Consider the following 20233-nt stretch of genomic DNA (forward strand, 5'->3'; position numbering starts at 1 on the left):
ATTGTAACCGCGGCACCGGCCGTCCTTGCCCGGCCGGACAAAGCAGGATAACCTGCTGTTACCACCTGCCAGCGACCGAGCGCCGTGCCCTACGACACCCCGAAAGATCCGGAACACCTGCATGGTCTGCTGCTGGCCGCCGCCCGCCGCGACGCGCAGGCATTCCGCACGCTGTACGACGCCACCGCGCCAAGGCTGTTCGGCTTTGCCCTGCGCATCCTGCACAAGCGCGAACTGGCCGAGGAGGCGCTGCAGGATGGCTATGTGGCGATCTGGCACTCCGCCGGCACTTACCAGGCCGCGCTGGCCGCGCCGATGACATGGATGGCGACCATCGTGCGCAACAAGGCGCACGACATCCGGCGCCGCCAGGACACTGCCGTGGAAATCGACGCGGACGGTTTCGACAGCGACATCGTCGCCGCGCTGGCTACGCCCGGTCCCGGCCCGGAAGACGCGCTGCAACGCTCGGCCCAGGCGCAGGCCCTGGCGCGCTGCCTGGCCACGCTGGAACGCCGCCACCAGCAGGCCATCGGCCTGGCCTTCTTCCATGAGCTCACGCACGGCGAGGTGGCGCAGCAGCTGGCACTGCCGCTCGGCACGGTCAAGACCTGGATTCGCCGCGGCCTGGACCGGCTGAAGACATGCCTGGCACGCGGGGAGGCGCCATGAACCATCGCGACCATCCCGACCTGTGCGACCGCCTCGCCGCGGAATACGTGCTCGGCACGCTGCAGGGCGGCGCCCGGCGCCGCTTCGAAGGCTGGCTGCATGGCGACGCGGCGCTGCGCCGCACCGTGGCCGAATGGCGGGAGCGGCTCGTGCCGCTGGCCGAATTCGCGCCACCGCAGGATCCACCAGCCCGCGTGTGGCGCGGCATCGCCCGGCGGCTGCGGCTGGAAGGCGCCGCCGCGCAGCCGTGGTACCGCGAACCGCTGCAATGGTGGCGCATGCTGGCCGGCGCTGCCACGGCGGCGGCCGTGGCCCTGGCGGTGCTGCTCACCGTGCAGGAGCCGGCGCCGCGCATCGACACCTTCGCCGCGCTGACGGACGACGGCGCCCGCGCCGCGCTGCTGGTGACGGCGGACCGCCGCAACAACGTGATCGCCATCCGCACCACGAGCGGCACGCCGGTGCCTGGCGACCGCACGCTGCAGCTGTGGGCCATCACGCAGGCCGGCACGCCGCGCTCGCTGGGTATCCTCGACGAGCGGGGTACCGCCACGATCGCACTCAGCGACCGCGCGCTGGGCGCCGACGTCGCGGTGCTGGCCGTCAGCCTGGAACCGAAGGGCGGTTCGCCGAACCCCGCCGCGCCAACCGGGCCGGTGCTGTACAAGGGTGCCTGGGTACGGGTGCTGTGATCAGAATGCATGGCTGAGCGTCAGCCGCACCGTGCGCGGTTCGACCGGGTGGAAATGCACGTCGTCGCGCGCCGGTGTGCCGGCCCGCGCTTCGCCCGGTAGCCGCGATGCATAGTAATACTCGATGTCGCTGGCCCGGCGGTCGAACAGATTGAATACGTCCAGGGTGAGCCGGGTATGCCGGCCGAACCGGTAGCCGGCGCGTGCCGCGGCCAGCGTGGCGGCGCGCGAACGCACGCTGCCATCTTCGACCAGCGCACGCGGCCCCAGGTGCCGCACGTTGAAGCCGGCCGACCAGCGCGCGCCGGCGGGTGCATGGCTCACGTCCAGCGCCGCCATCCGTTCCAGCGCGCCGGGCACGCGGTCGCCTTCCTCCGCCTGCTGCCTGTAGCGGGCCCGCGAAACGGCCAGGTCAAGGTCGGCCCGCCATGGCCCGCGCGCCAGTTGCGTGTTCCACTCGATGCCGCGCCGCCGGCTGGCGCGGCTCGGCTCCGTGGTACCGGCATCGCCCACGTAGACCAGCTCCGAAGCGCTGGCCAGGCCCCATGCCGTCAGCGATGTCTCCAGCCCCGGCGCCAGCTCGCTGCGCACACCGGCCTCGATGCCGCGCGTGCGCACCAGTGGCGTCACGCCATCGACCACGCCGCGCGCATCGTTGCTGTGGAAGCCATGCCCGGCATTGAAGAACAGCTGCGTACCGCGCCATGGGCCCGCGATCACGGAAAGCTTCGGCGTGGCGATCGTGGCATCGGTGCTGTGCCCGTTCACGCTGAAGCGGTAGGCATCGCCGCGCAGCCCGGCCACGGTGCGCAGCCAGGGCAGCCACTGCACCGAGGTCTCGGCAAACACGCCGGCGCTGGTCTCGCGCACGCGGTCCTCGCGCACGGTGGCCGTGGTGCGGCGCGCCACGGTCGTGTACAGCCCGACCGGCGACAGCCGGTCGCCGCGCACCTGCACGCCGGCGCGGTTGTCCAGTTCCAGGCCGGCGAGCGTGCCGCGCCACGCATACGACGCATCGGCCCCCAGCATCAGGCGCCGCTCGCTCTGGCGGAACTGGTCGCCGTCCTCCGGCCGGTCCAGGGCATAGGTGAAATTGCTGTACAGGTCGAGCGTCGAGCGCACCGCCCAGGCGTTCAGTTCGACGCGGCCGCCGCCCCAGGGGCCTGTCCGCCCGGCGGACAGGCTGTAGCGCGAGGCACGGCCGCCGTCGCTGGCATCGAGGCTGCCGAAGCGGCCGACCTGCGCCACGGCGCGCTGCGGGATCTGGTCGGTTGCCTGCCAGCGGTTGCGGTAGGCCATGGCCGTCACGTGCCAGCCATCGCCGGCGCCGCCCCCCTCGCCGCCGCTCCAGCGCAGCACGCCGGAAAACCGGCGCACGTCTTCTGGAACCGTCCATGGCCCGTCGTTGCGCTGGACGTCGAGGCCATACAGCAGGCCGCCGGGGGTGGTGCCGGCCAGCAGCGCGCGCCGGTAGCCATGCCGGCCGGCCGTGACGCTGGCGGTATCCGGCACCGCGTCGGCCAGCGCCATGCGCGCGCTGCCGGCGGAAGCGAAATCGCCGTCGCCGGCGGCATACGGCCCCTTGCGGTAGTCGATGCGCCGCACCAGTTCCGGAATCACGAAGTTCAGGTCCGAATAGCCCTGGCCGTGCGCATGGCTGCGCATGTTGACGGGCATGCCATCGACGAAGGTGGCGAAATCGGTGCCGTGGTCGAGGTTATAGCCGCGCAGGAAGTACTGGTTGGCCTTGCCGTCGCCGCTGTGCTGGGTGACGGCCAGCCCCGGCACGAACTCCAGCAGCTCGCCGGTGCGCAGCAGCGGCCGGGCCGCGATCTCCGCCGCGCCCACGCTGCCGGCGCTGGCGGCATCGGTCGCGCCATCGCGCTGGCCAGTCACCTGGACAACGGCCATGCCGGGTTCGGCGGCGACGCAGGCCGCCGCCGCGAGCAGGCCGCCCGCGGTGAAGATGGTTCGCCACATGGTCAAGCTCCCGGAGAAAGGAAATTCGATGCGAGGAGATCGGCGGCGCGGACATCGAAGGCGCGCTCGCCCAGCCAGACCACGGCGACCAGGGCGATCGCCAGCGAGCCGGCCGGCAGCAATACGCGGCGGTAGGCGCGCGTGGCGCGCAGCGCGAACGCCAGCGGCAGGACAACGGCCACGATCGCCAGCTGGCCCAGTTCCACGCCGAGATTGAAGCCGGTCAGCGACGCCGCCAGTGCCCCGCGCGGCAAGCCCAGGTCGGCCAGCACGCCGGCAAAGCCGAAGCCGTGCACCAGCCCGAACAGGAATGCCGCCGCCCAGCGCGGCCCGGGAATCACGGGCCATACATTGTTCAGGGCCGCCACGGCAACGGAAGCGGCAATCGCCGACTCGACCCAGCGCGACGGCGGCGCAACCACGCCCAGCGCGGCCAGCGCCAGCGTCAGCGAATGGGCCAGCGTGAAGGCGGTTACCGTCTTCAGCACGTCGGTGGCGGCGCCGCGGAATGCCGGCACATGCCGCCAGCCGCCATCGCGCCGCACCAGCACGGCGGGCAGCAGCAGCGAGACGAGGAACAGCACGTGGTCGTAGCCGATCCAGATATGCCAGGCACCGTGCCGGAGGTAGGCCAGGAACTGGCCTGCCGCGTGTGACGCGGCGCCAGCCTGCGCCAGCGGTACCGTCTGCACCGGCCGTTCGCCGCCGAGAATGGCCGTGTGGTTTTCCCCGATACGCAGCAATCCGCGGTGCTGCGCATCGACATCGCCGAACAGGCGGTACGCGACGGTCAGTTCGGTTGGCGCCACGGCACAGGTACCCCGCAGCGGCAGCACCGTGTAGGCGCCGTCCGTATGCTCGTCGACCTGCTGGAGGCCGGCGGCCAGCGTGCACGGCGCGCCGCCGGCGGCAATGCTCAGCCGGGACAGCGCGTAGGCTTCGATCGCGCCGTGCCGGGCACGCAGCTCGTTCCACGTCAGCCGGCCGTCGCCGTCGCCATCGAGGCCGATGGCCAGGTCGAGGTCGCGCAGTGCGATGTCCCAGTGCCCTTCGATGCGGGCGCCGTCGACGCGCAACACCAGGTAACTGTCGCTGGGCTTGTGCGCGTGGGCCGGCAGCGCCAGCAGCAGAAGGAACAGCAGCGGGAGCGGTCGCAAGAGCGGCAGCAAGAGCGGGAGCGGGAGCGGGAACGGAGGCACGAAGCGGGCGAAGAGCGCTTTCACGATGCCTGCTCCGCCAGCCGCGCGACAACCACGTCCTGCAGCCCCTGCTCGCGGATCCAGCGCAGCACCGGCCGCAGCGCCGTCCGGTCGCCTGCCGCCAGGCCCGCCTCGAGCAGCAGGCGGGTATCGGCCAGCTCCTTCTGCACCTGCCAGTTGCGTTGCGCCAGCGCCAGGGCGCCACGGGCATCGCCGAGCAGGTGGAGCGTGAAGCGGCCCTGTTCGCGCAGGTGCACCGCGTCGCCGCGCAGCGCCGCGGCAGCAAATCGTGCCTGCAGCTCGGCCCGCACCGGCCCCAGCGCGTCCTGCCTGCCGAGTGCCCGTAGCGCCAGCGCGTGCCGCAGCAGCAGCGCGTCGTTGCGGTGATGGTCGCGCAGCAATGCCGGCACCTCGGCGGCGCGGCCCCGGTCCAGCAGGAAGTCGGCGTAGGCGCCCAGCAGGTAGCTGTCCGCGGGGGCGCCGCGCAGCGCGTCGATGAAGCGCTGCCGCGCCAGCGGCGCGTCGCTACGCCGTGCCGCGAATTCCGCCAGCATGGTCTGTGCCCAGGTCCTGATGTCCGGCGCGGCATCGCCTTCCCTCTCGAGGCCGAGCGCGAGCAGCCGCTCCGCGCCGCGCATCCGGCCCGTATTGGCACCGGCCACGGCCAGGCAGGCGAACGTCTCCAGCTGGCTGGCCAGCGACGACACCCGGCCGCAACTGGCGATGGCACCGGCGGCATCGCCCTGCACCGCCTGCACCGTCGCCAGCGTCAGCCAGGCCTGGACGGCGCCCGGATCGCCGGCGACGATCCGGCGCAGCTCGGCCTGCGCCGCGGTGAAATGGTGGCCGTTCTGCAGCAGCGTCGCGCGCAGCAGGCGCACGCCGTCCGGCGCATCGGCTTTGTCCCACCACGGCGCCAGCACCGCCTGGGCCTGCCCGTAGTAGCGCGGATCGGCGCTGGCGCGGCCCAGCGCCACGTAGCGCCGGGCCAGCGCCAGTGCCGGCACCGGGTCGCGCGGCGCCGCCGCCACGGCAACCCGCAATGCGCGCAGGCCGTCGTCCTGCCGCGGCAGCCCGGCAATCACTTCGGTGCCGGAACCCGGCGTGCGCGGCGCCGCCGCCCCCTGCACCAGGGGCAGCAGCGCCAGCGCCGCGGTCGCGATCATGCGTTTCACGGCGCCCCCGCTAGTTCACGGCCTGCGGTTCGAGGCCTTCGGCCGGGGTGCCCTCGCCCTCGACCGCCACCGGTTCGCCGTCGGCATCGCGGCCCAGCAGTGCCTGCACCCCGGAGAAAAACGCGTCGGCCATGGCCGCGGGAACCGGCGCCGGTGCCGGCGCGGGACCGGCCGCCCCGGCACCGGCGAACGAATCGCCGCCGCCGCCGCAACCGGCAAGCAGCAGGGCCGCCACGAAACAAGCCGTCTTCATGGTGCTCTCCCTACTGGCGCGACGCCACCGATTGCGGCGAACCCGGAATCGGCGTGGTCAGGTAGGGGAAGGCCGCGTCGAACGCGCCATCGTCGAGGTAGGCGCCATCGGTGAAGCGGATCGCGCCGGATGGGGCATTGGCCGGCGCGCAGCCCAGGTTCAGCGTGCACAGCTTGCCCATCGCCACGCGCAGTTCGATATCCACCACGTCGTCGCCGGGCCGGCGGCCGTTCGGGAAGCCGGCGTTGTCGCCATCGATCACGCCGAGGCGTTTCTGCCCGCCTTTCGGTACCGGCGCGATGGCCGTGTTCAGCCGCAGCATCTCGGACGGCGTCACCCTGGCCGGCTGGTTCAGGCCCGCCACGCCCGTCAGGAACACGGTCACCAGGTCGTTGCGGGGGAAGTTCGTGGGCGCCTTCACGCCGGCGCTCGCGAACAGCGTTTCCACCAGCGCGGGCAAGGTGGGATTGGTCACGTAGGGCAGGAACTGCGTGTCGCCGCTGGGGCGGCTGTGGTTGAAGCGGTCCTTGTCCTTCAGCCCGATCACCACTTCGTTCACCAGCGGCATGCCCAGGCGCGATACCTGCGTCCACGCGCCGCCCTCCTTCGCCGCATTGTTCGTGTTGGACGGCACCGGATTGACCAGCCGTGCCTGCGGCACGCTGGCCGTGGTCCAGCCGCCGATGACGGGATCGGCGCCGCCCGGCGCCACCAGGCAGCCGGCGGCCACTTCCAGCGCGATCGTCGTCACGTTCTTGTCGGCCAGGTCGTCGCGCGCGCTGCGCTCGGCGTTCGCATCGAACTCCACCGCCGGCGACTTGTAGTTGACCAGGTCGAACGTTTCGCCCAGGTTGACGGCGAACGGATCCTTGCGCTGGCCCACGAACATCCGCGCGGGCGTATCGCAACCCGGGATGCTCACTTCATACACGTGCCGCGCCGCATACCCGGCATAGTCGGGAATGGCCTTGTTGCCGATATTGTCGACCGGCTTGTCGAACATCTTCGCGCCGCTGGGATTGGCGATGCGCTCCCGCGCGCCGGTGCGGCGGTCGCCCCGCACCACGTTCACGATATAGGTTTCGCGCACGTTCAGGCCCGGCGGATTGACGTCATTGATCGCGCCGCCGTTGATGATCAGCGGAATCGGCACTTTCTTGCCGCCGACGGCGAACGTGTCATTCGCGTTCGTGTTCGTGAAGCGGAACTGGAACGTGATGTCTTCCCTGGCGTCGCCGTTGTTGTCGAGGTGGATCTCGTACAGCGCATTCGGGTCCAGCTGGAAATAGTTTGGCCCGCCATAGGCGTCCTGCAGCGGCAGGTAGTTGGCGACCAGCGTCACGAATTTCTCGCGGCCGGGCTCGTAGCTGCGGAACATGTAGAAATCCGTCGCGTCGGCGCGCGGCATGCCGGCGATGAACGGCGCCTCGCGATGGCTCGACGCCTGCACCGGCGACGACAGCAGCGCGAATGCGAACGGGAGTGCTGCGGGTAAGGAACGTTGAATCAGGTTGACCACGATATTCCCCTTTATGTTGTGGAGACAGCGTGGCCTTGTACGCACCGGCGCGCCGGGCGGATTCAATTATTTTAAATTTATTGTTTTATGCTCAGCAATATTCGCGAAACGCCATGCTCTCAGCGGTATTTATAGAGCGGACGGGGAATATCGATCGGCCGGATGTCCAGCCGCACGTTGAGCACCGAATACGCTTCGACGGTGCTGGAGATGTAGCCGACCGTTTCCGGTGTCTTGGTGAAGCGGAATTCGAAGCCCACTTCCGGCGTCGTCGAGCGGGGATTGCCGCTGGCGATGCCGATCGCCTCGTTCTGGTCGCTGTCGATCAGACGTTCCATGATGTTGACGACGGCGTTGTTGCCGAGGATATCGTTGGTGAACACGGCGCCGCGCAGCGCGGTACGGGCCGGGTCGAGCCGGCCGCCGGCCTTGTCCGGCGACGGCGTGTAGCTTTGCGTGATGATGTTGAACTTGTCGCCCCGGTCGAGGTAGCTGATACGCACGTTGCTGACGTTGAAATCGGGCTTGCTGGTATCCGTCACCGCCAGCGACAGGTCCATCAGCAGCGCCCCCGTGTAGCCGATGACTTCCACTTCGCGCTGGGCATTGATGACCATCGCGCTGTCCTCGTCCACGCCCAGGCCCAGCTTGTAGTTCTTGGCCAGCATGACCGGGATCATCCGCGCGAAGCGGCCGCGCACCAGCAGGTGCTGGTCGACGAACACGTCGTCGCCGATGAAGCCCAGGCCGGGCGCGATTTCCTGCCCGTCGCGAACGCCGCCGCGCAGCATCGCCAGGATCGCGTCGGGCCGGTAGAACATGGTGCTGCTCATGATGGCGGCGCCGGCGCTGGTGCCGGCCACCACGCCGCCGCGGCGGTACAGGTCCCAGATCGCCTCGAGTGCCCGCGTGCGCGTGCCGTTCTCGCGGATCAGCGCCTGCGTGATGCGGGCCTGGTCGCCGCCGGCGAAATACACGCCGTCGGCCTTGCGGATCTTTTCGGCCAGCGCCGCGTCGTCCGCCGCCTTGCGGTAGTCGCTGTTGGCGAGCCGCTGCGCCACCGGCACGGCGAACGGCTCGGCGCCGTATTTCTTCAGGTAGGCGATGCTGGTGGCCGCGGCGCGCTCGGGGGTGCCGGACGCCGAGGGAAACACGGCGATCCGCGCGCCCTTGCCGCCCGCCAGGCTGACGATCTTCTGCCACACGTCGGCATTGTCGGCCCGCAGGCCGCCGCCGATGATCACCAGCGAACCCTTGGCGGGAGGCAGTGGCGCGCGCGCCTCCGCCGGCTCCTCGGGATGGGTTGCAAGCGTCTGCGCCGTGGCTGCAAGGCCGGTCAGGGCAACGAACATGGTGAAAGTCGCGGCGAAGATCGGCTTGAACATCGGCTCTCCTTACTTGAAGGCGTAATTCACACTCGCATAGAAACGGCGGCCGCGCGGGTCCGTGTACGTGGGGTCGTAACCCGAAAGGAAGTGGTACGCCTGGTTCGAGTACGGCGGGCTGCGGTCGAACATATTCTGCACCCCTGCCCGCACTTTCAGCGCACGGCTCGCCTGCCAGGCGGCCGACATGTCCCACAGCGAATACGAAGTCACGCGATTCGGCTCCACCACGCTGCCGTCATCGGTGTTGATGGCCGAATTCTGGTCTTCGTACGACGACGAGAACGTGTTCGACAGGCTGGCCGAGAACGGTCCTTTGTCCCAGTCGAACGTGATCGTGTGGCGCCAGCGCTGCACCACGCCGTCGGTGACGAAGCGGCCAAGATTGCTGATGAACGGATCGCCGGGCGAGGTCTGGATCTTCGAATCGAGCACGTAGGTGCCGGTCAGCCGGCCGCCCAGGCGCCCGGCCGCGGTGTCGATGCCATGCAGGTCGACCACCAGGTCGATGCCGCTGGCGACCTGCGCGCCGCGGTTTTCCTTGAACAGGTCGATGTACTCGATTTCATTGTCTTCGTCGCGGTGCACCAGGTCGCCGTACTTGTCCAGGTTGGACAGGATGATGTCGTCGCCGATCTCGCTGATCAGGTTGGTGCGCTTGATCTTCCAGTAATCGATGCTGGTGGTGATATTGCGGGTCGGTTCCAGCACCGCGCCGATCGAGTACTGGCGGCTGCGCTCCGGCTTCAGGTTCGGATTGCTGTAGCGTCGCGTGTCCCAGTTGAGCGCGCAGTCGGCATAGTTGTAGTCGACCTCCGCGCACAGTACCGGGTCGGGCAGCGTGGCGGTGGCACTGTATACAGTGGGGCGGTGCAGGTCCGTCATCGACGGGGCGCGGAAGCCGCGGCCGGCCGAGGCGCGCAGCATCGCCCACTTCACCGGCGTGTACGACAGGCCGGCCTTCGGGCTGAAGGCGCGGCCTACCGCTTCGTAGTGATCGTAGCGCGCCGAGAGCTGCGCCTGCCAGTCCTTCGCGAACGGCGCCTGCAGCTCGCCGAACACGGCGGCCACCTTGCGGCTGTCGTGCGTGGCGCGCCCGCCTTCCGGCGCGAAGTCGTCGTTGATATTGTCCGACAGGAGAAGTTCGGATGGCGTGAAGTCGGTTTTCTCGCGGCGCCACTCGCCGCCCACGGCCATGGCCAGATCGCCGCCGGGCAGTGCCATCAGCGTGCGCGAGGCCTTGAAGTCGACCGAATCCATCACGCCCTTGGCATGGCGCACCACGTCGTTGACCTGGATGCTTTCCAGGTACGCGCGTCCTTCCGCGCTCGATGGACCGAAGGGATTGATCAGGCCCGCCGTGATGCCTTCGATCAGCTCGTTGTACAGCACATAGCCGTGGGTGTCCCGGTCCTTCACGGTGCTGACGCTGTGGTTGTACGCCACGTCGTAGTCCCACGCGCCGAACGTGCCGTTCACGCCCACCACGTAGCGCTGGCCGATGCTGGTCAGCTCACTGGTGCGGTTGCCAGCCTCGAACAGGCGCATGCGCAGCTGCAGCATGCGGTCGCCGTCTTCCGAGTTTTCCAGCCCCGTACCGGCCAGCGCCGGCACCAGGCTGTAATCGATGTCGCCGGTGACGCGGGTCGACGAGCCCACGTAGTTGCTGCGCGCGCGGCTCAGCATCACTTCGCCGTACAGCTGGTGGCCGCCACCCAGGTCCAGCACGCCGCGCGACAGGAAGCTCTGCTTGTTCGATTTCGGATACAGCTCCGTGTCGCCCATGTAATCGTAGGTGCACGCATCGATGCCGCCGGTGCCGGCCGGCAGGTACAGGTTGGCCGGCGGATTGCAGTTCGGGATCGACAGGTTGATCGTCTGGTTCGTCAGCGGGCGGCCGTTCAGCGTCCAGCCGATGGAGTTCAGGTAATCGCGCTGGTCCCCCGACAGGCGGATGTTCGCCGGCCCCGTATACCCGGACAGCAGGTGGCCCAGCCGCTCGGGAATGCGCAGCTCCTCGATGAACTTGCGCTGCGACGAGCGCAGGCCCTGGGTACCCTGCGCGTCGAACGTGGCAAACAGGTTGTAGCCATCCTTCTGCAGGTTGCCGATGCCGCCGCTGATCGTGGCCTGGCGCTTGGAGGCACCGCCTTCGTCGGTGCCGAGGCCGTAGGCATTGACTTCCACGCCCTGGAAATCCTTGCGCGTGATGAAGTTGATCACGCCGCCGATCGCGTCGGTGCCGTACAGCGCCGACGCGCCATCGAGCAGCACTTCCACGCGCGCCAGCGCCGCGGCCGGGATGTTGTTCAGGTCGACGCCGGTGTCGTCGCCTGGCGAGGCGAAGTTGGCCATGCGCCGGCCGTTCAGCAGCACCAGCGTCGACGACGTGCCGATGCCGCGCAGGTTGGCGCTGTTCATGCCGCGCTGGTCGACACCGCCGACATTGATCGACACACCGTCCGTCAGGCCGCCGACGTTGGCCGAGATGCGCGTCATCAGTTCGGCCGCCGTGGTCACGCCGGCCCGGTCGATCTCCGCGCGCGTCACGACCTGCACCGGCAGCGGGGTTTCCGATTCGATCTGCTTGATCGCCGAGCCGGTGATTTCAACGCGCGGCACCACCTGGGCGATGGCCGAATCCTGGGCCCAGGCGCCATGCACCGCCAATGCCATGACGGCACCCGCGGCGAAATGTCCGCGAACGGGACGACGAACTTTATTTTGTGTTTTTTGATGGTGACGCTTGCCCATGATCCCCGTGCTCCGATTTTCGAGTGTTATTTGCCAAAATGCCATTGCGTCCCAATGTACGCAGGTCGGCGGCAAAACTCAAACGTGCCAGGGGCGGGCGTGGTGCACAAGCGTCAAACATGCCATCGATGTTATTTTCGCCGGCGGCATCTCCGTGCCTATTTCAGATAGCGATCGGGCAGCGGATTGTGATCCGTTTCCGCCTGCCATACCAGGGACTGCACCCACCAGCGCCGGCCGTCGTTGACCAGCTGGATGCTGTTGATCCCGCGCTGGAACGGTTTCGCCTCCTCTTTCGCATGGCGCGATTCGTAGGTGGAGAACACGTGGGCGATCTGGCCGAACTGCTCGGTCCTGCGCGCCAGTTCCGACTCGAAGAAGCCCTCTTTCGCGAACAGCGGCGTGACACGGGCGATGTAATCGTCCACCGACAGCACGCGCGTCATGAACACGCCCTCCTTGTTCCTGCCATGGACGATCATCTTTCCATCGGCGCGGAACAATGCGCGCAGGCGGTTCCAGTCGCGCGGTTTGCCGGCCGGCCCGGAGATGGTGCCGTACAGGGCGGCGATCACGGCATCGATGCTGGCAGCGTCCGCAAGGGCCGTCGCCGCAGCCGGTTTGGCCGGTGCCTGCTGCGCAAATGCGCTTCCGGCCATGGCCGTCAACAACGCGAACATCGCAATCGACTTCTTCATCACGGGCTCCTGTCGTCAAAAACACAACAATAGCACCGGCAGGTAAAAGCCCGGCGGGGATGCAACGTTGGCTATAATCGCCGGATTACCTGGACCCTTCCCATCATGACTGAACAACTCTCCAAAAAAGGCGAGGCCTGGTCGGCCCGCTTCTCCGAACCCGTTTCCGATCTCGTCAAGCGCTACACCGCCTCGGTATTCTTCGACAAGCGCATGTGGAAGGCCGACATCGAAGGCTCGCTGGCCCACGCCGAGATGCTGGCCGCGCAGGGCATCATCCCAACCGCCGACCTGGACGCGATCCGCAGCGGCATGGCGCAGATCACCGCGGAGATCGAAGGCGGCCAGTTCGAATGGCTGCTGGACCTGGAAGACGTACACCTGAACATCGAGAAGCGCCTGACCGAACTGGCCGGCGACGCCGGCAAGCGCCTGCACACGGGCCGTTCGCGCAACGACCAGGTGGCCACCGACATCCGCCTGTACGTGCGTTCCGCCATCGACGACATCACCGGCCTGCTGACGCAACTGCGCAGCGCCCTGGTCGACCTGGCCGAGCAGCATGCCGATACCATCCTGCCGGGCTTCACGCACATGCAGGTGGCGCAGCCGATCACCTTCGGCCATCACATGCTGGCCTATGTCGAGATGTTCGGCCGCGATGCCGAGCGCATGGCCGACTGCCGCAAGCGCGTCAACCGGCTGCCGCTGGGCGCCGCCGCGCTGGCCGGCACCACGTTCCCGATCGACCGCCTGCGCGTGGCGCAGGGCCTGGGCTTCGACGACGTGTGCCACAACTCGCTCGACGCCGTGTCGGACCGCGACTTCGCCATCGAATTCACGGCCGCTGCCTCGCTGATCATGATGCACGTGTCGCGCATGTCGGAAGAACTGGTGATCTGGATGAGCCCGCGCGTCGGCTTCATCGACATCGCCGACCGGTTCTGCACCGGCTCGTCGATCATGCCGCAAAAGAAGAACCCGGACGTGCCGGAGCTGGCGCGCGGCAAGACCGGCCGCGTCTACGGCCACCTGATGGGCCTTCTCACCCTGATGAAAGGCCAGCCGCTGGCCTACAACAAGGACAACCAGGAAGACAAGGAACCGCTGTTCGACACCGTCGACACCGTGGTCGACACGCTGCGCATTTTCGCCGACATGGCCGGCGGCATCACCGTCAAGCCGGAAGCGATGCGCGCCGCCGCGCTGCAGGGCTATGCCACCGCGACCGACCTGGCCGACTACCTGGTCAAGAAGGGCCTGCCGTTCCGCGACGCGCACGAAGCCGTGGCGCACGCCGTGCGCACCTGCGTGGATGCGAACTGCGACCTGGCCGATCTGTCGCTGGAGCAGCTGCGCGCCTTCTCGCCGCTGGTTGGCGAGGACGTCTTCGAGGTGCTGACGCTGGAAGGCTCGGTGGCCGCGCGCGACCACGTGGGCGGCACCGCGCCGAACCAGGTGCGCGCCGCGATTGCCCGCGTGCGTGCCCAGCTGGGCGCGTAACCAGGCCTTTCACCGCACAGGAGCCCCCGCCATGTAAACCATCGCCCCGTCACCGCATCACCCACGCGATCCGGACGCCAGAGCAGCGTCCACTCAAAGGAAGCAAAGGAGACAACGATGTTGATGGCAATATCCCGGGCAATCGATGGACTGAACGACAGGATCGCGGCGGTGGTGGCCTGGGGGCTGCTCGTCGCGGTGCTGGTCTGCGCGGCCAATGCGCTGGTCCGCTACTCCCTGAACACCAGCTCGAATGCGTGGCTGGAAATCCAGTGGTACCTGTTCGCCGCGGTCTTCCTGCTCGCGGCTCCTCACACGCTGAGGCGCGACGAGCACGTTCGCATCGACGTGATCGTCGGCCGCTTCTCGCGCCGTACCCAGGTCTGGATCGACCTGTTCGGCTTCTTCCTCTTCCTGCTGCCGATCTGCTGCGTGATCCTGTATTACGGCATCCCGTTCGGACTGGAATCATTGCGCAGCGCCGAGATGTCCAGCAACTCCGGCGGCCTGATCGTCTGGCCGGCCAAGATCCTGGTACCGATCGGCTTCGCGCTGATGATCCTGCAGGGGCTTTCCGAAATCATCAAACGCATCGAATACCTGCGCGGGCGGCTCGACGAGAGTGCGTTCACGAAGCAGGCCTCCCCGGCGCGGCAGGAGATCGACGCCATCCGGCAAGCCAACCGCATCGATTGAGGGGAGACGGCACATGGAAGCATTCATCATCGCCAACATCGCGCCGATCATGTTCGGCACCCTCGTGCTGTTCCTGCTGTGCGGCTTCCCGGTGGCGTTCGCGCTGGCCGCCAACGGCCTGTTCTTCGGCATCGTCGGCATCGAACTGGGCCTGCTGAAGCCGGAACTGCTGCAGGCGCTGCCGAACCGCATCTTCGGCATCATGGCCAACGACACGCTGCTGGCCATCCCCTTCTTCACATTGATGGGCCTGATCCTGGAACGCTCCGGCATGGCCGAGGACCTGCTCGACACGATCGGCCAGCTGTTCGGGCCGATCCGCGGCGGCGTCGCGTTCGCGGTGATCTTCGTCGGCGCGCTGCTGGCGGCCACCACCGGCGTGGTCGCCGCCTCGGTGATCTCCATGGGGCTGATCTCGCTGCCCGTGATGCTGCGCTATGGCTACGACAAGCGGCTGGCATCCGGCGTGATCGCCGCCTCCGGCACGCTGGCGCAGATCATTCCGCCCTCGCTGGTGCTGATCGTGATGGCCGACCAGCTGGGCCGCTCGGTCGGCGACATGTACAAGGCCGCGTTCATTCCCGGCCTGCTGCTGACGGCGATGTATGCCGGCTACGTGATGGCGATCGCGATCTTCCAGCCGCACAAGGCGCCGGCACTGCCGCTGGAAGCGCGCAACCTGCGCGAACCGAACGGCGATTCCGGCGTGCGCTCGCTGCTGGTGCTGCTGGCGGTCACGGTGGCGGCATCGTATGCCTTCGCCTGGTGGTACGACGCGCGCCACCCGGACGCCCACCGCGACGAAGTGGGCATCTTCTCCGCCGCGCTGGGCATCGCCGGCGCGTTCCTGTTCGCGCTGGCCAACCGCCAGCTGAAACTGGGGCTGCTGTCGCGCATGGCCGAGAAAGTGGTGTTCGTGCTGATCCCGCCGCTGGCGCTGATCTTCCTCGTGCTGGGCACGATCTTCATCGGCCTGGCCACGCCCACCGAGGGCGGCGGCATGGGCGCGGTGGGCGCCATCGTGCTGGCGCTGCTGAACCGGCGCCTGACCTGGCCGCTGCTGACGCAGGCGATGATGTCGACCACGCGCCTGTCGTGCTTCGTGATCTTCATCCTGATCGGCTCCACCGTGTTCGCGCTGGTGTTTCGCGCCGTGAACGGCGATTTGTGGGTGGAGCACCTGCTGACCAGTCTTCCGGGCGGCTCGACCGGCTTCCTGATCGCCGTGAACATCCTGTTCTTCGTGCTGGCCTTCTTCCTCGACTTCTTCGAGCTGGCCTTCATCCTCGTGCCGCTGGTGGGCCCGGTGGCGGAAAAACTCGGCATCGACCTGATCTGGTTCGGCGTGCTGCTGGGCGTGAACATGCAGACCTCGTTCATGCACCCGCCGTTCGGCTTCGCACTGTTTTATTTGCGCTCGGTAGCGCCGAAGGCGGTAAAGACGTCGGATATCTACTGGGGCGCCATCCCGTTCGTCTGCATCCAGGTGGTGATGGTGGCGCTGATCATCGCGTTCCCGAACCTGGTCTCCGTGGAAACCCGCACCGACATGACCGAGGAGGTCGAGCTGAAGATCGACGCCCCGGCCGACTATGGCGCCCCAGCTGAAGATGGCACGCCGCAGCTTGACTTCTCCACCGACAACGACGAAAAAACGCCGGCCCGCTGACGTTTCTCCACAGCCGCCCCGGATCGATAATTTCCTCCCACCGGGGTCAGACCCCGAATTCAGGAAATATTTCCCGGAACCGGGGTCAGACCCCGGTTTTTGGAAACATTGCAAACTGGCACTGCTATTATTGCCGGTTTCGCATTCTGGAGGCAGCATGGGTATCGGCGGCAAGAGCATCGAACAGGCATTGGCAACGCTGTCGGACATGACGGCGGGGGCGGTGCCGATCGGGCGCGAGGAGCACCTGGCGCGCATCGCCAGGGCGCAGGCGTTCATGCGGGCGCAGGGCATCGCGGCGGTGTGGCTGAACGCGGGTACCAGCCTGCTGTACTTCACTGGCATGAAATGGCATGCCAGCGAGCGGATGGTGGGGGCGATCCTGCCGGCGGACGGCGGCCTGGCCTACCTCGCGCCAGCGTTCGAGGAAGCTACGCTGCGCGATTTCATGCTGGTCGATGCCCCGGTGCACACGTGGCACGAGCATGAGAACCCGTGCGCGCTGTTCGTCGACACGCTGAAGGTGCTAGGCATCGAGCCGGGCGCGCGCATCGGCGTCGACGAAAGCACGCCGTTCTTCACCGCCGACGGCATCCGCCAGCAGGCGCACGGCTACATGCTGGAGAACGCGAAGAGCGTGACGGCGCACTGCCGCACCCGCAAGTCGCCGGCCGAGATCGCGCTGATGCAGCGCGCCAAGGACATGACATTGGCAGTGCACGTCGCCACCGCCAGCATCCTGCGCGAAGGCATCACCACGGTGGAGGTGGCCGATTTCATCGACCGCGCGCACAGGAAAGTTGGTGCCCCGGCCGGTTCGTACTTCGTCATCGTGCTGTTCGGCGAAGCCACCGCTTTCCCGCACGGGGTGTCGTACGTGCAGACGCTGAAGGATGGCGACACGGTGCTGATCGACACCGGCTGCAAGCTGCACGACTATATCTCCGACATCACCCGCACCTACGTGTTCGGCACGCCGAGCGAACGCCAGCGCGCCGTGTGGAATGCGGAGAAGGCGGCGCAGCAGGCGGCATTCGATGCGGCGCAGCTGGGCGTGCCGTGCGAGGAAGTCGATGCGGCGGCGCGCCGCTCGCTGGAAGCGGCCGGCTTCGGCCCCGGCTACAGGCTGCCCGGCCTGCCCCACCGCACCGGCCACGGCATCGGCCTCGACATCCACGAGTGGCCGTACCTGGTGGGCGGCGACAAGACCCCGCTGGACGTCGGCATGTGCTTCTCGAACGAGCCGATGATCTGCGTGCCGGGCGAATTCGGCATCCGTCATGAAGATCACTTCTACATGACGGAAAACGGGCCGCGCTGGTTTACCCGGCCGGCCCGCTCGATTGACGATCCTTTCGGCCTGGCCGGCTAGGCCTTCTTGGAGACCAGCGTCAGGATGTCATAACTGGCCACCAGCTCCTCGTGCTGGTTGGTCACCTGCACGTCCCACGCCACCACGCCCTGCCCCACGCCCTTGTCGTCGCTGCGGTTGCGGTCGACCTTGCGCTTGCAGGTCAGCCGCGCGCGGATCGTGTCGCCGATGGCCACCGGCGTGATGAAACGCAGGTTGTCGAGGCCGTAGTTGGCCAGCACCGGGCCGGGCGCGGGCGAGACGAACAGCCCGGCCGCCGCCGACAGCACGAAGTAGCCGTGCGCGATGCGCTTGCCGAACTGCGTCTCCTTCGCGGCGATGTCGTCGAAGTGCATGTAGAAGTAATCGCCCGAGACGCCGCCGAAGTTGACGATGTCCGCCTCGCTGACGGTGCGGCGGTGCGTCAGCAGCGAGTCGCCCACCTGCAAATCCTCGAAGTGGCGCCGGAACGGGTGCACTTCGGATTCGCGTACCGCGCCACCGCGCACATATTCTCCGGTGATGGCGGACAGCATCGTCGGCGAGCCCTGCACCGCCGTGCGCTGCAGGAAGTGCTTGACGGCGCGGATGCCGCCCAGTTCCTCGCCGCCGCCGGCGCGGCCCGGACCGCCATGCTTCAACTGCGGCAGCGGCGAACCGTGGCCGGTCGAATCGACCGACGCCTCGCGCTCCAGCACCAGCACGCGGCCGTGATGCGATGCCGCCACCGGCACCGCGTACGCCGCGATACGGGGATCCTTCGTCACCAGCGTGGACACCAGGCTGCCCTTGCCCTTCGCCGCCAGCGCCAATGCTTCTTCAATGCCCTCATACGTCATCAAGGTGCTGACCGGCCCGAACGCTTCCACGTCATGCACGGCATCGTTGTCCATCGCATTGCGGCACAGGACCAGCGTGGGCGCGAAGAAGGCACCATCGTGCACGCCGTTGCCGACCAGTTCCAGTTCGCCGCCGTGCAGCAGCTCGTTGCCGGCCAGCAGGCGCTCGACCTGCGCCGCCACGTCGCGCTGCTGGTCCTTCGAGGCCAGCGCCCCCATGCGCACGCCGTCGACCGAGGGATCGCCGACCGTGATCTTCGCCAGCCGTTCGCGCAGCCGTTCGGCCACGGCGTCGGCCTGCGTGCGCGGCACGATGATGCGGCGGATCGCCGTGCACTTCTGCCCCGCCTTGCCGGTCATCTCGCGCGCCACTTCCTTGACGAACAAGTCGAACTCGACGTCGTCCGGCGTCACGTCCGGCGCCAGGATCGCGCAGTTGAGTGAATCGGCTTCGGCGGTGAACGGCACCGAGTTCGCGATCAGGTTGCGGTTGCTCCGCAGCTTTTGCGCCGTGTCGGCGGAGCCCGTGAAGGTCACCGCATCGAAGCCGGTCAGCCGGTCCAGCAGGTCGCCGGTGCTGCCGATCACCAGTTGCAGCGCGCCGTCCGGCAGCAGGCCGGATGCGTGCATCATCCGCACCAGCGCTTCGGTGAGGTAGCTGGTTGCGGTGGCCGGCTTGCCGATGCACGGCATCGCGGCCAGGAAGCTGGGGGCGAACTTTTCCAGCAAGCCCCAGATCGGAAAGTTGAAGGCATTGATGTGCACCGCCACGCCACCGCGCGGCACCAGGATGTGGGTTCCGGAAAAGCCACCGCGCTTGCCGAGCGCCATGGCCGGGCCTTCGTGCAGCACGTTCGACGACGGCAGTTCGCGGCTGCCGATGCTGGCGTAGGCGAACAGCGTGCCGATACCGCCTTCGACATCGACCCAGCTGTCCGGCCGCGTGGCGCCGGTGAAGCGGGAGATTTCGTACAGCTGCTCCTTGCGCTCCATCAGGTACACGGCGAGCGCCTTCAGCCGCGCGGCGCGCTGCTGGAAATCCAGCGTCATCAGCGCCGGGATGCCGGTCTTGCGGCCGTACTCCAGCACTTCGCCGAAGTCGATCGGCTCGGCGTGGGTGTGATAGATCAGGCTGTTGTTCAAGGCGCTGTGCAGCGGCTGGTGCGTTTCCTTTCCATGCCAGCGGCCGCCGATAAAACTCTGCAACGTTCCCATGTTCGTCTCCGTTCAGCGTGTATTCAGTTCGTTGTCTTGTGCACGTGCAGCGGCCCCACGCCCTCCCAGGCGATGCGGGGGCGGTCGGGCTCGGGCTCCGCGAACGCCTCGACTTCACGCATCGTCTCGCGCGAACGTACCGCAAGCTCGTGGTACTGCGCGGTACCGACGTTTTTCCACACGATCTCCGCATCCGTCACCTCGCGAACGACCCGCGCCGGCGTGCCCATCACCATGCTGCGCGGCGGAATCGCCATATTGGCCTTCACGAAGCTCATCGCCGCGACGATGCTTTCGGCGCCCACCACGGAGTTATCCATGACGACGGCGTTCATGCCCACCAGCGCATTGCGCCCGATCCGGCAACCGTGCAGCACGGCGCCGTGCCCGATATGGCCATCCGCCTCCACCACCGTGTCGGTATTCTCGAAGCCGTGCATCACGCAGCTGTCCTGCACGTTCGAACCTTCTTCCAGCACGATCCGGCCGAAGTCGCCGCGCAGCGATGCCAGCGGGCCCACATAGCAGCGCGGGCCGACGATCACGTCGCCGATCAGTACCGCCGTCGGGTGCACGTAGGCGGTCGGATGCACCACCGGCCGCACGCCATTGATTTCATAGACTTTCACCATG

Annotated in this window: 16 protein-coding genes; 6 read left to right on the top strand and 10 right to left on the bottom strand. The window is 67.8% G+C overall.

Annotated features, from left to right (window positions below):
• Positions 1-84: 84 nt before the first annotated feature.
• Both ACY34H_RS06720 and ACY34H_RS06725 read left to right on the top strand, forming a co-directional pair.
• The gene (locus ACY34H_RS06720; RefSeq protein ID WP_464976717.1) at positions 85-672 is read left to right on the top strand and encodes a sigma-70 family RNA polymerase sigma factor; all 588 of its coding nucleotides are present in this window, start codon (positions 85-87) and stop codon (positions 670-672) included.
• A complete protein-coding gene (locus ACY34H_RS06725) occupies positions 669-1364 on the top strand; it encodes an anti-sigma factor (protein ID WP_464976718.1) in 696 nt (231 codons plus the stop codon). The genes ACY34H_RS06720 and ACY34H_RS06725 overlap by 4 nt, the downstream gene beginning before the upstream one ends.
• On the opposite strand, the gene ACY34H_RS06730 is transcribed toward ACY34H_RS06725, so the two are convergent.
• From ACY34H_RS06730 to ACY34H_RS06765, 8 genes are all read right to left on the bottom strand, one after another.
• Positions 1365-3344 carry a TonB-dependent receptor gene (locus ACY34H_RS06730; RefSeq protein WP_464976719.1) on the bottom strand — a complete coding sequence of 660 codons (1980 nt, stop codon included), beginning with the start codon at positions 3342-3344 and terminating at the stop codon, positions 1365-1367.
• A 2-nt stretch (positions 3345-3346) separates the two neighbouring features.
• A complete protein-coding gene (locus ACY34H_RS06735; RefSeq protein ID WP_464976720.1) occupies positions 3347-4567 on the bottom strand; it encodes a HupE/UreJ family protein in 1221 nt (406 codons plus the stop codon).
• Positions 4564-5709 carry a tetratricopeptide repeat protein gene (locus ACY34H_RS06740; RefSeq protein ID WP_464976969.1) on the bottom strand — a complete coding sequence of 382 codons (1146 nt, stop codon included), beginning with the start codon at positions 5707-5709 and terminating at the stop codon, positions 4564-4566. The genes ACY34H_RS06735 and ACY34H_RS06740 overlap by 4 nt, the downstream gene beginning before the upstream one ends.
• Before the next feature lie 19 nt (positions 5710-5728).
• Positions 5729-5971, bottom strand: a complete 243-nt coding sequence (locus tag ACY34H_RS06745) for a hypothetical protein (RefSeq protein WP_464976721.1) — start codon at positions 5969-5971, stop codon at positions 5729-5731.
• Positions 5972-5981: 10 nt separating this feature from the next.
• The gene (locus tag ACY34H_RS06750; RefSeq protein ID WP_464976970.1) at positions 5982-7436 is read right to left on the bottom strand and encodes a DUF4331 domain-containing protein; all 1455 of its coding nucleotides are present in this window, start codon (positions 7434-7436) and stop codon (positions 5982-5984) included.
• A 173-nt stretch (positions 7437-7609) separates the two neighbouring features.
• A complete protein-coding gene (locus ACY34H_RS06755; protein ID WP_464976722.1) occupies positions 7610-8875 on the bottom strand; it encodes a cyanophycinase in 1266 nt (421 codons plus the stop codon).
• 9 nt (positions 8876-8884) lie between these two features.
• Positions 8885-11551, bottom strand: a complete 2667-nt coding sequence (locus tag ACY34H_RS06760) for a TonB-dependent receptor (protein WP_464976723.1) — start codon at positions 11549-11551, stop codon at positions 8885-8887.
• Between the two features lie 236 nt (positions 11552-11787).
• The gene (locus ACY34H_RS06765; RefSeq protein WP_464976724.1) at positions 11788-12327 is read right to left on the bottom strand and encodes a hypothetical protein; all 540 of its coding nucleotides are present in this window, start codon (positions 12325-12327) and stop codon (positions 11788-11790) included.
• A gap of 105 nt (positions 12328-12432) precedes the next feature.
• Here ACY34H_RS06765 and argH point away from each other — a divergent pair, with 105 nt between their 5' ends.
• From argH to ACY34H_RS06785, 4 genes are all read left to right on the top strand, one after another.
• Positions 12433-13830, top strand: a complete 1398-nt coding sequence (gene argH, locus ACY34H_RS06770) for an argininosuccinate lyase (protein WP_464976725.1) — start codon at positions 12433-12435, stop codon at positions 13828-13830.
• Between the two features lie 117 nt (positions 13831-13947).
• Entirely contained in the window at positions 13948-14526 is a 579-nt protein-coding gene (locus ACY34H_RS06775; protein ID WP_464976726.1) for a TRAP transporter small permease subunit, read from the top strand.
• A 13-nt stretch (positions 14527-14539) separates the two neighbouring features.
• Positions 14540-16195 (top strand): TRAP transporter large permease, encoded by a 1656-nt coding sequence (locus ACY34H_RS06780; protein ID WP_464976727.1) that lies wholly within the window; start codon positions 14540-14542, stop codon positions 16193-16195.
• Between the two features lie 157 nt (positions 16196-16352).
• A complete protein-coding gene (locus ACY34H_RS06785; RefSeq protein ID WP_464976728.1) occupies positions 16353-17567 on the top strand; it encodes a M24 family metallopeptidase in 1215 nt (404 codons plus the stop codon).
• On the opposite strand, the gene paaZ is transcribed toward ACY34H_RS06785, so the two are convergent.
• A complete protein-coding gene (paaZ, locus tag ACY34H_RS06790) occupies positions 17564-19600 on the bottom strand; it encodes a phenylacetic acid degradation bifunctional protein PaaZ (RefSeq protein ID WP_464976729.1) in 2037 nt (678 codons plus the stop codon). The genes ACY34H_RS06785 and paaZ overlap by 4 nt on opposite strands.
• Before the next feature lie 23 nt (positions 19601-19623).
• Positions 19624-20232 carry a phenylacetic acid degradation protein PaaY gene (locus ACY34H_RS06795; RefSeq protein WP_464976730.1) on the bottom strand — a complete coding sequence of 203 codons (609 nt, stop codon included), beginning with the start codon at positions 20230-20232 and terminating at the stop codon, positions 19624-19626.
• Position 20233: the final 1 nt, after the last annotated feature.

This window comes from Pseudoduganella sp. jia 9 (assembly GCF_055502615.1).

What these genes read in the sequence shown, in the direction of transcription:
- ACY34H_RS06725 (WP_464976718.1), top strand. Translation starts at nt 669, where the DNA reads ATGAACCATCGCGACCATCCCGACCTGTGCGACCGCCTCGCCGCGGAA.
- ACY34H_RS06730 (WP_464976719.1), bottom strand. Translation starts at nt 3,344, where the DNA reads ATGTGGCGAACCATCTTCACCGCGGGCGGCCTGCTCGCGGCGGCGGCC.
- ACY34H_RS06740 (WP_464976969.1), bottom strand. Translation starts at nt 5,709, where the DNA reads ATGATCGCGACCGCGGCGCTGGCGCTGCTGCCCCTGGTGCAGGGGGCG.
- ACY34H_RS06745 (WP_464976721.1), bottom strand. Translation starts at nt 5,971, where the DNA reads ATGAAGACGGCTTGTTTCGTGGCGGCCCTGCTGCTTGCCGGTTGCGGC.
- ACY34H_RS06755 (WP_464976722.1), bottom strand. Translation starts at nt 8,875, where the DNA reads ATGTTCAAGCCGATCTTCGCCGCGACTTTCACCATGTTCGTTGCCCTG.
- ACY34H_RS06760 (WP_464976723.1), bottom strand. Translation starts at nt 11,551, where the DNA reads ATGGCATTGGCGGTGCATGGCGCCTGGGCCCAGGATTCGGCCATCGCC.
- ACY34H_RS06765 (WP_464976724.1), bottom strand. Translation starts at nt 12,327, where the DNA reads ATGAAGAAGTCGATTGCGATGTTCGCGTTGTTGACGGCCATGGCCGGA.
- argH (WP_464976725.1), top strand. Translation starts at nt 12,433, where the DNA reads ATGACTGAACAACTCTCCAAAAAAGGCGAGGCCTGGTCGGCCCGCTTC.
- ACY34H_RS06775 (WP_464976726.1), top strand. Translation starts at nt 13,948, where the DNA reads ATGTTGATGGCAATATCCCGGGCAATCGATGGACTGAACGACAGGATC.
- ACY34H_RS06780 (WP_464976727.1), top strand. Translation starts at nt 14,540, where the DNA reads ATGGAAGCATTCATCATCGCCAACATCGCGCCGATCATGTTCGGCACC.
- ACY34H_RS06785 (WP_464976728.1), top strand. Translation starts at nt 16,353, where the DNA reads ATGGGTATCGGCGGCAAGAGCATCGAACAGGCATTGGCAACGCTGTCG.
- paaZ (WP_464976729.1), bottom strand. Translation starts at nt 19,600, where the DNA reads ATGGGAACGTTGCAGAGTTTTATCGGCGGCCGCTGGCATGGAAAGGAA.
- ACY34H_RS06795 (WP_464976730.1), bottom strand. Translation starts at nt 20,232, where the DNA reads ATGGTGAAAGTCTATGAAATCAATGGCGTGCGGCCGGTGGTGCATCCG.